The sequence below is a fragment of the Sporosarcina sp. P3 genome (genome assembly GCF_002743415.1).
GTDB classification, from domain to species: Bacteria; Bacillota; Bacilli; order Bacillales_A; family Planococcaceae; genus Sporosarcina; species Sporosarcina ureae_A.
The window spans coordinates 22761-37615 of the sequence record NZ_PDZE01000013.1 but is presented as its reverse complement, the minus strand read 5'-3'; the positions used below and the strand labels follow the sequence as shown (position 1 = coordinate 37615).

Annotated in this window: 13 protein-coding genes and 1 riboswitch; of the genes, 3 read left to right on the top strand and 10 right to left on the bottom strand. The window is 40.5% G+C overall.

Annotated features, from left to right (window positions below):
* Nucleotides 1-133 precede the first annotated feature (133 nt).
* Nucleotides 134-1711 (top strand): L-serine ammonia-lyase, iron-sulfur-dependent, subunit alpha, encoded by a 1578-nt coding sequence (gene sdaAA / locus CSV61_RS17270; protein ID WP_099639731.1) that lies wholly within the window; start codon nucleotides 134-136, stop codon nucleotides 1709-1711.
* 84 nt (nucleotides 1712-1795) lie between these two features.
* Here sdaAA and CSV61_RS14055 read toward each other — a convergent pair whose 3' ends face one another.
* From CSV61_RS14055 to CSV61_RS14045, 3 genes are read right to left on the bottom strand one after another with little or no spacing between them, the layout of a single operon-like run.
* Complete coding sequence (locus tag CSV61_RS14055) at nucleotides 1796-2620, bottom strand: MetQ/NlpA family ABC transporter substrate-binding protein (protein ID WP_099639730.1); 825 nt, start codon at nucleotides 2618-2620, stop codon at nucleotides 1796-1798.
* An 18-nt stretch (nucleotides 2621-2638) separates the two neighbouring features.
* Nucleotides 2639-3307, bottom strand: coding sequence for a methionine ABC transporter permease (locus CSV61_RS14050; RefSeq protein WP_099639729.1), 669 nt, complete (start codon nucleotides 3305-3307; stop codon nucleotides 2639-2641).
* Nucleotides 3300-4313, bottom strand: a complete 1014-nt coding sequence (locus CSV61_RS14045; RefSeq protein ID WP_099639768.1) for a methionine ABC transporter ATP-binding protein — start codon at nucleotides 4311-4313, stop codon at nucleotides 3300-3302. Before CSV61_RS14045 ends, CSV61_RS14050 begins: the two co-directional genes overlap by 8 nt.
* A 119-nt stretch (nucleotides 4314-4432) precedes the next feature.
* Nucleotides 4433-4544, bottom strand: a riboswitch (SAM riboswitch).
* A gap of 230 nt (nucleotides 4545-4774) precedes the next feature.
* On the opposite strand from CSV61_RS14045, the gene CSV61_RS14040 reads away from it, so the two are divergent.
* A complete protein-coding gene (locus tag CSV61_RS14040; protein WP_099639728.1) occupies nucleotides 4775-5941 on the top strand; it encodes a pyridoxal phosphate-dependent aminotransferase in 1167 nt (388 codons plus the stop codon).
* Between the two features lie 88 nt (nucleotides 5942-6029).
* Here CSV61_RS14040 and CSV61_RS14035 read toward each other — a convergent pair whose 3' ends face one another.
* The 4 genes from CSV61_RS14035 to CSV61_RS14020 form a co-directional block, all read right to left on the bottom strand.
* Entirely contained in the window at nucleotides 6030-6992 is a 963-nt protein-coding gene (locus CSV61_RS14035; RefSeq protein ID WP_099639727.1) for a tRNA dihydrouridine synthase, read from the bottom strand.
* A 270-nt stretch (nucleotides 6993-7262) separates the two neighbouring features.
* Nucleotides 7263-8744 carry a glycine betaine uptake BCCT transporter gene (locus tag CSV61_RS14030; protein ID WP_099639726.1) on the bottom strand — a complete coding sequence of 494 codons (1482 nt, stop codon included), beginning with the start codon at nucleotides 8742-8744 and terminating at the stop codon, nucleotides 7263-7265.
* A 388-nt stretch (nucleotides 8745-9132) separates the two neighbouring features.
* A complete protein-coding gene (gene bluB, locus CSV61_RS14025; RefSeq protein WP_099639725.1) occupies nucleotides 9133-9783 on the bottom strand; it encodes a 5,6-dimethylbenzimidazole synthase in 651 nt (216 codons plus the stop codon).
* Between the two features lie 266 nt (nucleotides 9784-10049).
* Entirely contained in the window at nucleotides 10050-10463 is a 414-nt protein-coding gene (locus CSV61_RS14020) for a carboxymuconolactone decarboxylase family protein (RefSeq protein ID WP_099639724.1), read from the bottom strand.
* Between the two features lie 280 nt (nucleotides 10464-10743).
* Here CSV61_RS14020 and CSV61_RS14015 point away from each other — a divergent pair, with 280 nt between their 5' ends.
* Nucleotides 10744-11040 (top strand): hypothetical protein, encoded by a 297-nt coding sequence (locus CSV61_RS14015; RefSeq protein WP_099639723.1) that lies wholly within the window; start codon nucleotides 10744-10746, stop codon nucleotides 11038-11040.
* A gap of 67 nt (nucleotides 11041-11107) precedes the next feature.
* Here the strand turns inward: CSV61_RS14015 and CSV61_RS14010 are convergent, their stop codons facing one another.
* The 3 genes from CSV61_RS14010 to CSV61_RS14000 all read right to left on the bottom strand — a co-directional run bounded on the left by CSV61_RS14010 (nucleotide 11108) and on the right by CSV61_RS14000 (nucleotide 14825).
* Entirely contained in the window at nucleotides 11108-12013 is a 906-nt protein-coding gene (locus CSV61_RS14010; RefSeq protein ID WP_199173644.1) for a DMT family transporter, read from the bottom strand.
* 206 nt (nucleotides 12014-12219) lie between these two features.
* A complete protein-coding gene (gene ald, locus CSV61_RS14005; RefSeq protein WP_099639721.1) occupies nucleotides 12220-13350 on the bottom strand; it encodes an alanine dehydrogenase in 1131 nt (376 codons plus the stop codon).
* 134 nt (nucleotides 13351-13484) lie between these two features.
* Complete coding sequence (locus CSV61_RS14000) at nucleotides 13485-14825, bottom strand: aminotransferase family protein (RefSeq protein WP_099639720.1); 1341 nt, start codon at nucleotides 14823-14825, stop codon at nucleotides 13485-13487.
* Between the last annotated feature and the right edge of the window lie 30 nt (nucleotides 14826-14855).

The following is a 14855-nucleotide window of genomic DNA, read 5'->3' as shown; positions in this document are numbered from 1 at the left end:
ATTGACATTTCACGTAAAATAACAAATAATGATAGGTAAGCGCTTTCAACACTTCGGTAAATTATATTAAATACAACGAGAGCGGTTCCAGCGCTATTCGTATGGAATGGTTCTCTTTAGGGAGCAAATACACATGGCATTCACGAGTTTAAATCAACTGATCGAGCGTGCAAAACAGGATCATACACCGATTTACGAGTTAATGATTCAGTCTGAAATCAAGCAAAAAAGCATGCAGAGAGAAATTATCATCAAGAAAATGTCAGCGCAGTTTACAGTGATGGAAGAAGCAGTTCGTAAAGGCACGACTACATCTGTCATGTCCCGTACAGGTTTAACAGGAGGCGACGGACAGCGCTTATATGATTATGCGAAAAAAAGGAATTCATTTGTTCATCCATCTACCTTGCATACCGCTGCAAATGCTCTGGCTGTATCAGAAGTAAATGCGAACATGGGACGAATCGTCGCCACACCTACTGCAGGCTCAGCAGGAATTTTACCTGCGGTTCTCGTTCATGCGCTCGATAGCGGGAAGTACACCCGCGAACAAATTGTCTTATCTATGTTTACAGCATCTGCACTAGGGCTAGTCATCGCAAATCGCGCTTCCATTTCAGGAGCGGCAGGAGGATGCCAAGCGGAAGTCGGCTCTGCTACAGCAATGGCAGCAGGAACATTAGTTGAACTGGCTGGCGGTACGCCTGACCAAGTCGGTCATGCAATAGGCATCGCATTGAAAAATTCTTTGGGTCTTGTCTGTGATCCGGTCGCAGGGCTAGTGGAAATCCCTTGTATCATTCGAAATGGATTGCATGCTATTACGGCTGAAGCTGCCGCAGATATGGCAATGGCGGGCGTTGTGAGTATCATTCCTCCTGATGAAGTGATTCACGTCATGCATGAAGTAGGACAGAACATGCCAGAGTCACTGCGCGAAACTGGAATCGGAGGACTTGCTGGTACGCCTACAGGTCAAAAACTGAAAACCCGAGTATTCGGTAAAGAAGAAGAACCAAAAGAAAAAAGTACTGGTGCTCCTGCTAAATACCAAAGCGCCTATGAAATCATCGGCCCAGTCATGATCGGCCCATCTAGTTCACATACTGCTGGAGCTGTCCGAATTGGAAATGTTGCCCGTCAGCTATTGAACGAACAACCTATACATGCGAAGTTTTCCTTAATGGGTTCATTCGCCACTACTTATCAAGGACACGGTACCGATTTGGCGCTTCTGGCTGGCGTCATGGGGTACAATACGACAGATGAAAGAATACCGAACGCGATAGAACTTGCGACCGAAACAGGACTAGAATATGAATTTACAAATCGTGTACTTGGCAGCTATCATCCAAATACTGTGCTCGTCGAATTAACAGGACCAACGAACAAAATAAAAGTTCTCGCCAGTTCACTTGGAGGAGGTAAAATCGAAGTGCAGGAACTCGATGATTATCCGTTAAAATTCTCTGGCGAACGTCCGGCACTCTTGATCCGCCATACCGATCAAAAGGGTGTTATTGCAGATCTTTTAGGTATTCTCTCAAGAAAAGGCATGAATATTGCGCGTATGGCGAATGAACGTTTTGCAATAGACGGTCCTGCTATTACGATTTGCGAAATCGATGGCTCTGTAGACGAAGAAATGCTTACAGAATTAAAGCGCGACGTGCCAATTATTGATGATATTGTATTAGTAGAGACAGATTAACGTACAATAAAACACCAAACTTGAAGACGCTTTCTATCGTCTTCGAGTTTGGTGCTTTTTGTCATGCCATTATTCAATTGAATATTACTTTTCCATCCAAGCTGGTTTACCAAATCCTTTAAACTCGGATTCAATTACTTCTAAAAACTGCTCAGATTCAACTACTTCAATAATATCTTTCGCAAATTGCTTGTCTACATTTTCTGTTTTCACAGCTACCACATTACGGAACCGATCGGGCATATCTTCTAAAGCCAGTGCTTCTAACAAATCCATATTTGCTGCAATGGCGAAGTTTCCAGGTACCGCAGCTAAATCAGCCCCCTCAACCGAACGAGGTAATTGTCCCGCTTCAACCGGCTGAATGACTAAGTTTTTCGGGTTCTCTGTAATATCTTTTTCAGATGCCGTCAATTGATCTATTTCTTCATCCATTTTCACTAACCCTGCATCTTCCAATACATATAATGTTCTCGCAGCGTTCACTGGATCATTCGGAATAGTGATGGTGGATCCATCTTCAATCTCTTCAAGAGACTTATATTTATTTGAATAGATACCTAAAGGTGCTGTCGGCACGATAATCAACTCAGAGAGTTCCATATTGTTTTCTTTCTCGAAGTTTTCTAAGTACGTAATGTTTTGGAATAAGTTCGCATCTATATCTCCACTGTCTAATGAAATATTCGGCTGAATATAGTCACTGAATTCTGTGATCTCAACCGTATATCCTTTTTCTTCAAGTCCCGGTTGAATTGCTTTTTTCAGCATATCACTATAAGGTCCCGCTGTTGCACCAAAACGAAGATTTTTATCATCATCCGATTTTTCAGTGGACTTTTCTCCTCCACAAGCCGCTAATGTTGCAACCAGTGCAGTAAGAATGAATGCAAGTACTAGTTTCTTCATTAATTCATCTCTCCCCTATTATCTTTTATCTATCATTTTTGAAAAACGATCTCCACCAAATTGAATCAACTGCACGAGCACTATTAAAATGGCGACAGTGACTAGCATAATACTGTCATCATATCGGTAATAGCCAAAACGAATTGCCAAGTCTCCAATTCCGCCTCCGCCAACAAATCCAGCCATTGCTGAATAGGCAACTAAGTTGATTAATGTCAGTGTAAGTCCTTGGATAATACTAGACTTTGATTCAGGTAATAACACATTCCAAATAATCATCCATGGCGACGCACCCGTTGCAATTGCTGCCTCTATAACTCCTTTGTCTATTTCACGCATTGATGTTTCAACGATCCTTGCAAAGAAAGGTATAGCTGCAACGGAAAGCGATACACTTGCTGCTGCTGGCCCTATCGTGCTTCCAACAATCAGTTTCGTCAAAGGTATCAGGGCTACAAGTAATATGATGAATGGAATGGATCGAATAATATTAACAAAAAATCCAACTACTGAATTAATTGCACGGTTCTCTAAAAATAATCCTTTATCTGTTGTAAATAACAGAACTCCTAATGGCAACCCAATAATCAATGCAATCGTAAGCGATATGCCGATCATATAAAGGGTTTCACCAAATGCTTTCGTAATATCCGGCATGAGTTCCATAATGTGAGATAGATCAAACATGTTGTCGGATCACCTCCACTTGTGCATTTTGTTTGCGTATGTATGCAATTGCTTGCTCTACTTCTTCACGCTCACCTTGCAATTCCATTAAGAAAATTCCAAGTGCTCGTTCTTGAATATATTCAATAGACCCGTGCAAGAAGTTTCCTTTGACTCTATACTTCTGCATCGTATCGGAAATCACACCCTCCATCGCTACTTCACCTTTAAATGTGATCTTGATCAGCGTACCAATCAAAGTGGACGTGACAGTTTCAGGTATATCGTAAGACACTACACTGCTAATAAATTCCTTTGTTAAAGGTTGGACTGGATTAGAAAAGATGTCATATACTTGTCCTTCTTCAATTACTTTTCCACTTTGCATAATCGCCATGCGATCACAAATCTCTTTTACTACATTCATCTCATGCGTGATTAACACAATGGTGATATTCAATTCTTTATTGATCTTTTTCAACAATCGTAAAATGGACATCGTTGTGTTAGGGTCCAACGCGGATGTTGCTTCATCACAAAGCAAGACCGATGGATTATTGGCTAGAGCTCTCGCAATACCAACGCGTTGCTTCTGTCCACCACTCAACTGTGCAGGATATACATTGCGTTTATCAGATAGACCCACCATTTCAAGAAGTTCCATTACACGTGTTTCTATTTTATTTGATGGCATTTTTGCTGCCTGTAAAGCAAATGCAATGTTCTCGAAAATCGTCTTTTGGCTAATTAAATAAAAGTGTTGGAAAATCATTCCGATCTTCAAGCGCGCCTGTCGCAGTTGTACCCCTGTTAGTTTCGTTAAATCTACATTATCAATTAAAATTGTGCCGCTCGTTGGTTTTTCCAACAAATTCAAACAGCGAATAAGAGAACTTTTTCCCGCCCCTGAATAACCGACAATACCAAATATTTCTCCAGTCTCGATATCTAGTGAGACATCATCTACACCTTTTACCACTTTTTCTTTTGTCTGATATACTTTAGACAAATGTTGAATTTGGATCATGTTCTCACTTCTTTCTACATTCAAGTAAATAATCATAACTAATAGTCGGTACGAACATCCCTCTTTAAATTAAAAAATTCTTTCATTTTTCTAAATGAAAGAATTACTGAAATATTCTCAGCTTATCTCTCAGATGGAAAACCATGCTGTAGGATTTGGCACCTTCCTTGTTTCATACAAGGGGTTGCTGGACTTCAACGGGCCATTTCCCTCAGTCACTCTTGATAAGAGATTGCTATTAAACTATATGCGTAAAACATATACTAATCTGAATTTACAAAACTGTCAAGGCGAATAATGACAAGTTGGCAGAATACCCGACTTTTTCTATCAAGATTATTTTACTATTGCGCAATATTCACAATCATCTGGAATCAAATAAGCATCCTTCTATTGATAATTCTAGTATGATCTAGGTATACTTAACGAAAATACCCTATTAAAGAAAGAAGGAATAGACTATGGCTTTGTCCAACCGATTACAAAATCTCCCTCCGCATTTCTTTACACTGCTATTAAATAAAATAGAAAAGGCTATGGATGAAGGCAGAGATGTAATTAATCTAGGACGTGGAAATCCTGATCAACCAACACCTCCTCATATTATTAAAGCTTTGCAAGAAGCCGTTGAAGATCCAGCGACCCATGGATACTCTCCATTTAGAGGGACATTTGCTTTAAAACAAGCAGTAGCTGAATACTATCAGCGTGAATACAGTGTCACAATTGATCCCGAAACAGAAGTCGCGGTACTCGGTGGCACGAAAGTAGGTGTCGTGGAACTTCCTTTAGCCATCATGAATGAAGGAGACTTATTATTGCTGCCAGACCCTGGTTATCCTGATTACTTATCAGGTGTGAGCTTAGCGGGTATTCGATACGATACAATGCCGCTACGTAAGGAAAATGAATTTCTACCTGATTATGATCAACTCACAGATGAACAGAAAAAAGATGCGAAATTAATGTACCTAAACTATCCTAGTAATCCAACAGGTGTCACAGCAACACCGGAGTTTTATGAAAAGACTGTAGCTTTTGCCAAAGAAAATCAAATTGCGGTCTTACAAGATTTTGCATACGGTGGCATTGGTTTTGAAGGCAATAAACCAATTAGTTTCTTACAAACTAAAGGAGCAAAAGAAGTCGGTATTGAAATGCTATCTCTTTCCAAAATGTATAATATGGCAGGCTGGCGTGTTGGTTTTGCAGTCGGTAACGCTGAAATAATAGAAGCTTTAAATGTATTGCAAGATCATTTATTCACTAGCATTTTCCCAGCAGTGCAACGTGCCGCAATTGAAGCATTGACAGGCCCACAACAATGCGTTGAGGAGTTAGTTGCGCTCTATGAAGGTCGTCTGACAGTTTTGCTAACGGAATGTGAACGCATCGGTTGGAACGTAACGGCTCCTACTGGCTCATTTTTCGCTTGGCTACCTGTCCCAGAAGGCTTTACAAGCGAAACCTTCGCCGATTTATTACTAGATAAAGCAGATGTCGCTGTATCGCCAGGAAACGGATTTGGCGTTCACGGGGAAGGTTATATTCGTGTCGGATTGCTGGAAAGTGAAGAACGCATGCAAGAAGCGATTCGCCGTATTGAAAAGCTCGGCTTATTTAAGTAAGTTTATGCGATTTGATCATATCTATTATACAAAAAGCCTCCTTACATCCCAGTAATTCTGGGATGTAAGGAGGCTTTTATAAAGTATATTAATCGAGTTCTACAGTATCCAGTAATGTCCGCACTTCATCTGTAGTATTCGTATTCATTAATTCATTTCGAAGTTCAGCGGCTCCGCGGAATCCTTTAACATAAATTTTGAAGAATCGACGTAGCGGTTTAAATAGTCGCGGTTCTAGCTCTGTCGAATATTTATCAAAAAGATCCAGATGTAGACGCAAAAGATCTAGCAACTCTTTATAATCATGCTCTTTCTTCTCTTTCTCAAAGGCAAATGGATTGTTGAAAATGCCGCGTCCAATCATAACCCCATCTACACCGTACTTCTCCACAAGCTCCAGACCCATTTGACGATCGAGAATATCACCATTAATCGTCAACAGCGTATTAGGCGCTATTTCATCGCGAAGCTTCTTGATTTCCGGAATCAATTCCCAATGTGCATTGCCATTACTCATTTCCTTGCGCGTGCGGAGATGGATCGATAAGTTCGCAATGTCTTGTTCCAGTACATGTCGAAGCCATGTATGCCATTCTTCGATATCCGTGTAGCCAAGACGCGTCTTGACACTGACAGGTAATCCGCCAGCTTTTGCAGCCTGAATAATTGCCGCGGCGGTTTCAGGATGGTTAATCAAACCACTACCCTTACCTTTTGTTGCAACGTTCGGGACAGGGCACCCCATATTAATATCCAACCCTTTAAAACCAAGCTCCGCCATCCCAATACTCATCTCGCGGAAATGTTCAGGCTTGTCTCCCCAAATGTGAGCGACGATTGGCTGTTCGTCTTCTGTAAATGCCAAACGTCCGCGCACGCTGAAGATTCCTTCTGGATGACAAAAGCTTTCCGTATTGGTAAATTCCGTAAAGAATACATCTGGACGTGCAGCTTCGCTGACTACGTGGCGAAAAACTACATCCGTTACATCCTCCATTGGTGCTAGTATGAAAAATGGCCGTGGTAGATCACGCCAAAAATTAGTACTCATCGTTACGTTCAAATCCTCTCTTCATAACTTGCACCTGCGTACAAAAATGGTTCGATATATACCTAACACTAACAGATGCCAGTCCTACCATTATACAAAAAATACACGGATGAATTCCACTTCTTTGAGCTACCTTCAAAATTTATTATCGAACTTTTTACGTCGATGTTGATTAATTCATCAAATATAGTCGCTTTACATCGCTTACTATTAAAAAAACCGCTGCTTTTGACAGCAACGGCTTCATATACTTTTTACCAAATCAAACTACTATCTACGCTTCGGCTTCTCTCTGCGCAACTCTTTCATTAAAGAAATGACCATCAATAACATGACGAACGAGAAGGGTAAGGCGGCGATAATAATCGTGTTTTGTAAGGCAGCCAAGCCACCAACTGACAACAAGATCAATGCAATGGACGATTGGATCACACCCCAAATCATTTTCACGCTAGTAGGCGGTGTCAATGATCCGTACGTCGATTGCATACCGAGCACAAACGTTGCGGAGTCAGCACTAGTCACGAAGAATGATGCAATTAACAGAATGGCAATGATCGAAATGATAAATGACCAAGGCATTTCGTTAAACATTTCAAAGACCACTAGCTCAGACGAGGAACTTGCGATGTCTGCTATTCCACTGCGCTGCATATCGACAGCTGTCGTACCGAACGTAGAGAACCAGAATGCACAAAGTAATGTAGGTGCAAGAAGTACGCCCACCATGAATTCTCGGATCGTGCGGCCCTTTGAGACACGTGCGATAAACATACTGACGAACGGTGCCCACGAAATCCACCAAGCCCAGTAGAAAATTGTCCAGTCAAACAGCCATTGCTGGTTACCTTCATTAAGTGGTGCTGTACGAAGACTCATTTGAACCAAATTTCCTACGTACCCACCAAGTGATTCAGTAAACATATTGAATATCAACAATGTCGGTCCTAACACAACGACAAATGCAAGAAGGATCACAGCCAGTACTAAGTTCGTATTGGATAAATACTTGATTCCTTTACTGAGTCCCGTCGAAGCAGAAATGATGAACAACACTGTGACAATGGCGATAATAATAAACTGTGAGAATGTCCCGATTTCAACCCCAAACAAATAATTCAGCCCTGCATTAATTTGAACAGCACCGAAACCGAGAGTTGTTGCAACGCCGAACGCGGTAGCAAAGACTGCAAGAACATCAACGAATATCCCCCATGGACCATCCATCTTCTTGCCAAAAATCGGTTTCAATGTTGCTGAAATTAAACCAGGTGCATCTTTACGGAACTGAAAATAAGCGAGGGATAAAGCGACTATTCCATACATCGCCCATACATGAAGTCCCCAGTGATGGAATGATTCACGTAATCCTTCCTTAAAGGCTTCATCGGTGTTTGGATCTTCTGTTGCGGGATTGATGAAATGTGACAAAGGTTCAGCTGCTCCATAGAACACTAATCCGATACCCATTCCTGCTGAGAACAACATAGCAATCCACGTGACCGTAGAAAATTCAGGTCGGTCAGCATCTTTGCCAAGTCGAATCTTACCGTACGGACTAAAAACGAAGAAAATGCTTAATAATAGTAATAATGAAAGCAACAGCAAGTAGTACCATCCAAATGAAGATGCGACGAAATTCTTTGCATTCATTGTAAAGGTTTCAAAGCTTTCCGATGCAAAAGCGCCGTATCCTACCGTGATGATGATCAATGCAATTGTAATGTAAAAGACATTTGATATTTTTCTCATGTTTCTCCCTTCAAAATTAGGTTACTTGTTCGTCTAATGAACGATTATATACTATACATATACTTTACAAAGAAGGCAAAGGGCAAAAAAAAGAGAGGGATATCTAATGAGTTATTTTATTTATTCATAAAGCACGACAAACATAGACAGGATATAACAAAAAAGTGTAATTTCAACCACATTACTCACACCAGACTCATCGCACTGAATGAATTAATAATGACCTTCTACCTATCTAATCATAGATTGGACACTGTTTTTCTTCAGTTATGACTGTGTGTTACTTTGCAACATTACTACTCGTGTTAGTCTAACTAAAACATCATCCACCATCAGCTTTAAAGTAGCTGATGATAGATGATGTTCATGAGTTTAATGCATCTGTAAATTAGTATTTGTGATCCCACTGATCGGTAAAAATTAAATCATCCAAACTTCGCCGTTTCTCCCAATTCGCTGTTTCCAATATAGGTGCAGTAGGATAACTTTCCGTGTAACCAATAGACAAAAGAGCAATTGGTTCAACATGGGGTGGTATATTCAAAATATCGCGTACATCATTCTTTTTATAAAAGCTCACCCAGCCCATCGCTAGGCCTTCCGCACATGCCGCTAACCACATATTTTGGATGGCACAAGCAGTCGATAACATGTCTGTTTCAGGAATGGAATTACGTCCCAACACATGTGAGCCACCACGCGTAGGATCACATGTCACACAAATCGTAATAGGTGCTTCTCTTAGTCCTTGGATTTTTAAGCCAAGAAACTTTGTCTCTTTCTCTCCCTCATCTTCATAATGAATCGCTAGCGCACGCCTTTCTTTATCTGCTGCCCAAGCCAACTTTTCTTTCGTTTCATCAGACGAAACGATAATGAAATTCCACGGTTGCATGAAGCCAACTGAAGGTGCATGATGAGCTGCTCTTAGTATGTTATGTATCGCATCTTCGGGAATGGGTGTCGGCAAAAAACTTCGCACATCTCTTCTGTTGTAAATCACTTTGTAGACTGCATCTTTTTCTTCTTCTGAAAACATATGACATCTCTCCTCTAGACTTATACGCCAATTAGTTTGCTGTTCGTTATAGACCATCATGGATTCATTATAATGAAATTATATAAAGATAGACAGGTTTGCTTAAGTACTACTTATATATATTCAATTCGCTATACATACTATTCCCACTTTATTCGAACAATCAAATTGTTTGTCTACTTTCAAGTAATAGAAAAGTGGTTTCAACTATTTTTCCAATCTCCAGTTGAAACCACTTTTCTATATACTATTCACAATAAATAGGTTCACTTCTCATCTGTTTTCGTAATGGATACTCCACGTTCTGCAAATACTGTTTGCGCAACGGATAATGCATTCAGCACACTCGGGAATCCTGTGTATGGAATTAGGTGCATCATGCAGCCGATAATCTCGTCCGGTGTCAAACCAACATCAAGACCTGTTTTGATATGCATCTGAATTTGTGGCTTACCTTGTGCTACAAGAGCCGTGATCGTCGTCAGGACCTTCTGTTTATTATCCAATCCAGGTCGCGAATAAATATCACCAAATGCAAACTCCACAACATACTTAGTCAAATCGGGCGCTACATCTTTGAAGCTCTCGCCAATTTCCATCTCACCTGCTGGGTGATCTTCACCCGATAACGTGAGTTCCATTAACTTTTCCAAACCACGTTTATAGCGATCTTCCGCCATTTCAAAAACCTCCTTGATTATAGTAGCCGCCATTCCATCACGACTGGACGTGAACATTTTTTGTATTTTTAACTAGCGGTCATACTACTAGTGTAGCAAACTTTAAATAAAATCAAATTTTTTTGACTACTTATAGTTTTATAGGCTTCTAGCTCAATATATAAGTGCAATAACTAGCTTTTCTAATTAGTAATTTTAAAAGTGGTATCGGGATTTATTACTAGAAACCCTTCCAATCGTTTATACTGAAAAGAAACAATCGAGCAAGGAGGTTTGCAAAATGGAATTTAAAAATATTGAGGAACAGATCATTCAAAAATACAAAGATGACGAAAACTTCATGATCCGCCTATTTGTTCAGTGGTGCGCGAATCATAAACTGAATCCACAAACTCTTTATCAGCAAGCATACCCCGAACAACAGGAAAATCTAGCATTAAAAGAAATCATGGAAAGCGATGATGGATTTGAGGAACTTCATATAGATGATGAAACGATGCTGGATGTGCTTCAACTGTTTGGAAATGATGATTTGGCGTTTGTAGTCGCGGATGAAATCCGGAAGTTTACATCGTGAAGAGTTCCTGTGAGAGAAGCTATTCCGTTTGTTTATGTTAGCAAACGGAATAGCTCTTACGTAGGTTCTATTTTTCAAAAGTATGATTTTCATTTCTTCCTTGCTTACCCACTATTAATATAGCTGAATACAACACAAGCGCGATGCCTAGTATCTGCAATGGAAGCAGTTGATCCCCTAGGAACAGTACGCCAACCAAAACTGCAACAATCGGTTCAATAGTTGCGAGAATCGACGCCTTTCCAGCCTCCAAATATTTCAAACCCGTTGTATATAACACATATGCTGCAACGGTGGAAATCAGTGCCAGTAGTAGGGCAGAAATCCAGACGTCCACATACCGGAATGTGTCAACTTTGCGCCATACATTACTCGTCAGCGACATGAATAAGGCCATATACAAGAATGTGTATGTAGTAATCGTTAGGGCCGAATAACGTTTCGTGATCGGCTTGGTGAAAACACTGTACAGCGCATAACAAAATCCCGAAAGAACCCCTATGAAAAGTGTCTGACTAGGAATAGTCTGTGACCCTAGCGGCAATAGCCCGACTACGAACGCACAACCAACAATAGCAAATACTAGTGCTAGACCTTTGCGTGCAGTGAGTAATTCCTTAAAGAAGATCTTCGATAGAATCATCACGAATAACGGTCCCGTATATAATAACGTCACGGCAAGAGACAAGCTGGAACGTGAAAACACTTCGAAATAAAAGTAGTTAAACAGCGCTAGACTAAAAATACCTGCACTCGCAAAAAACACGTGATCTTTTATTCGTGTCCGTAACTGATCCCGAAAAAATAACATCATGATAGCAAATAAAAATACAAAGCTGAAAATCCCTCGAATCGCTACCACATCCCAAGCTGTAAATCCCCGCGCATATAGTGGTGCTATGAATAAACCAATCAATCCCCAACAGACTGCTCCTGCAATTGTGATTACATAAACTTGGGTGTTTGATTGCATTTCTATTCTCCCTCCATTCTCGAGAATAAACTACTATTTACTTTTTAATCTACTTTCTATTATATATAATGGAAAGCAGGCTTGCATAGGAGACGTGCATTCTCAAATTCAAAAGCTATCTACACGAAAAAAAAACGTAATTGATTGAACAATTACGCCTTCCCATGTAAATTTATATATTTAATTATTTGTTTGAAAGTATATCCTCATTTTACCGCTACGAGATTCAATAGCATTTCCGCAGACACATACTCCATATCAAAAGCATCTGCTACAGCTTTATACGTGATATGCCCATCTAATGTATTGATTCCTTTTTGAAGAGAAGGGTTCTCTAAGCATGCACATCTAAATCCTTTATTTGCAATTTGGAGTGCATACGGAACAGTTACATTCGTTAATGCCGTCGTTGATGTTTGTGGAACTGCACCTGGCATGTTTGCTACCGCATAGTGAACTACGTCATGTTTGACGTAAATCGGATCATCGTGCGTCGTGACTTGATTAGAAGTTGCAAAAATTCCGCCTTGGTCGATTGCGATATCGACTAGAACTGACCCAGGCCTCATAGATTTAACCACATCTTCGGATACAAGCTTCGGTGCTCTGGTCCCTGGAATTAACACAGCACCCACAACTAAATCCGCATTTTTTACAGACTCTGCAATGTTTAAGGGGTTGGAAACAAGTGTCTGAACATCATTTCCGAAAATATCATCTAATTGACGTAGCCGCTCTACTGACAAGTCTAGAACCGTTACCCTTGCACCCATTCCCACTGCAATTCGGGCAGCATTAGTTCCAGCTTGCCCACCGCCTATGATGGCTACACTTCCGCGTGATACACCAGGTACACCGCTCAATAACATCCCTTTACCTCCATTGGTTTGTTGTAGATACTGGGCACCGATTAATGTCGCCATGCGTCCTGCAACCTCACTCATTGGCGCCAATAGAGGTAACGTGTTGTTAGGAAGTTGAACTGTTTCGTAAGCGATTGCAATTACTTTTTTATTTAGCAGCTCTTTCGTTAGTTCTGAATCCGATGCGAGATGCAAATAGGTGAATAAAATAAGTCCTTCCCGGAAATAGCCATACTCAGCTGATATCGGCTCTTTTACCTTCATCACCATATCTACTTTCCAGGCTTCTTCTGCAGTTGCTACGATCTTGGCACCTACATTGATATACTCTTCATCTGTAAAGCTTGAACCTGCTCCCGCCCCAGTTTCGATAACTACTTCATGGCCCGATGAGCATAAGTTAAACACTCCCGCAGGTGTCATAGCGACACGGTTTTCATTATTTTTAATTTCTTTCGGTACACCAACTAGCATGTTGTTTTCCCCCTTTAGAAAAGTAGTATCTGTTCTACAGTTTTTGATTGATTGTGTGTGCGGTAACTATGCGGCTGGGCCATAAGCAATTTCTGCCCGGCCCACCACAGACACCACATGCAAACTTGAATAGTTTACTTGAGGCCTATCTTTTTCACTTCTGTGAGTGATTTATCAATAATTGAAATGATGGTTTCCACTTCTTCTTTATTGATACAGAACGGAGGAGCAAATGCCAACGTATCCTGACCTTCATAAACAATACTTCTTGCCAACAGACCGTGGTTCAATGCTTCCTCCACTACTTTTACAGACACCGGATCAGCGAAGCGTGTATTAGTTTCTTTATCTTTCAATATTTCAACTGCTCCCAGCAATCCGATTCCTCTAATATTGCCAATTTCCTCATGACGCTGTGCCAACCATTTAAATCCGTTTTGTAATTCGGCACCCATATTTCGTACATTTTCTATCATATTTTCTTCTTCAATAATTTCCAGATTCTTTAATGCGACAGCGCAGCACATTGGATGACCGCTATATGTGTATCCGTGCATATAAACACCATCTGTTAATTCAATTAATTCATTTTTGATTTTTTCTGAGATGACCATTCCGCCTATCGGAGCGTAACCACTTGAAATTCCTTTCGCGATCACCATCATATCCGGAACAGCTCCGAAATTCTCTATCCCAAAATTAGTACCCGTTCTTCCGAACCCTGTGATCACTTCATCGGCAATGAATAGAATTTCATTTTGATTACATATTTCTCGAACTTCCTTGAAGTAATTTTCCGGTGGTAAATTGACTCCTCCAGAACCTTGAATTGGCTCTGAGATAAAGGCCGCAATGGTTTCAGCTCCTTCACGTGCAATCATTTCCTTCAGCGCTTGAATTGATGAATCCACATAATAGAAATCCGGCGCTAATGAAGGGAAGTTTCTGAAACCAGGTAAGCCTGTTGCACTCGATGCCCCGACAGATACACCATGATACGATTTATTACGGGAAATAATCTTTTTCTTATCAGTCTTCCCTTTTAGTCTCCAATACTGTCTAGAAGTTTTAAATGCTGTATCATTCGCATCAGAGCCTCCGGATGTAAAGAAAGTCATCGTTAAATCTCCGGGAGTCATTTGCGCCACCTTTTCTGCCAACATAATTGCTGGTTCATGGCTGTTTGTGGAGAAGGTTGAACTAAATGCCAATTTTTTCATTTGATCCATTGCCGCTTGACCAAGTTCTTCCCTACCATGACCGATATTGACATTCCATAATGAGGACAGTCCATCAATCACTTGTTTTCCTCTAATGTCTTTCAAATAAATCCCTTTACCTTCTGTGAAAATAAAACCTGGGCCTTTTTCTTGTTGTTGCTTGAAAGAGCTCGTAGGATGCATAAAATGTTGCTTATCAATCGCTGCCAATTCCTCATATCTCACTTGTGCGTTTTCCTTTGTTTTCATCGTCATATTGTTCTCCTCCATATAATTAATATTTTT

Coding starts and splice junctions, on each gene's coding strand:
- CSV61_RS14040 (WP_099639728.1), top strand. CDS start 4,775: ATGGCTTTGTCCAACCGATTACAAAATCTCCCTCCGCATTTCTTTACA.
- CSV61_RS14035 (WP_099639727.1), bottom strand. CDS start 6,992: ATGAGTACTAATTTTTGGCGTGATCTACCACGGCCATTTTTCATACTA.
- CSV61_RS14050 (WP_099639729.1), bottom strand. CDS start 3,307: ATGTTTGATCTATCTCACATTATGGAACTCATGCCGGATATTACGAAA.
- CSV61_RS14015 (WP_099639723.1), top strand. CDS start 10,744: ATGGAATTTAAAAATATTGAGGAACAGATCATTCAAAAATACAAAGAT.
- CSV61_RS14055 (WP_099639730.1), bottom strand. CDS start 2,620: ATGAAGAAACTAGTACTTGCATTCATTCTTACTGCACTGGTTGCAACA.
- CSV61_RS14010 (WP_199173644.1), bottom strand. CDS start 12,013: ATGCAATCAAACACCCAAGTTTATGTAATCACAATTGCAGGAGCAGTC.
- CSV61_RS14020 (WP_099639724.1), bottom strand. CDS start 10,463: ATGGCGGAAGATCGCTATAAACGTGGTTTGGAAAAGTTAATGGAACTC.
- CSV61_RS14000 (WP_099639720.1), bottom strand. CDS start 14,825: ATGACGATGAAAACAAAGGAAAACGCACAAGTGAGATATGAGGAATTG.
- CSV61_RS14045 (WP_099639768.1), bottom strand. CDS start 4,313: ATGATCCAAATTCAACATTTGTCTAAAGTATATCAGACAAAAGAAAAA.
- bluB (WP_099639725.1), bottom strand. CDS start 9,783: ATGTTTTCAGAAGAAGAAAAAGATGCAGTCTACAAAGTGATTTACAAC.
- CSV61_RS14030 (WP_099639726.1), bottom strand. CDS start 8,744: ATGAGAAAAATATCAAATGTCTTTTACATTACAATTGCATTGATCATC.
- sdaAA (WP_099639731.1), top strand. CDS start 134: ATGGCATTCACGAGTTTAAATCAACTGATCGAGCGTGCAAAACAGGAT.
- ald (WP_099639721.1), bottom strand. CDS start 13,350: ATGCTAGTTGGTGTACCGAAAGAAATTAAAAATAATGAAAACCGTGTC.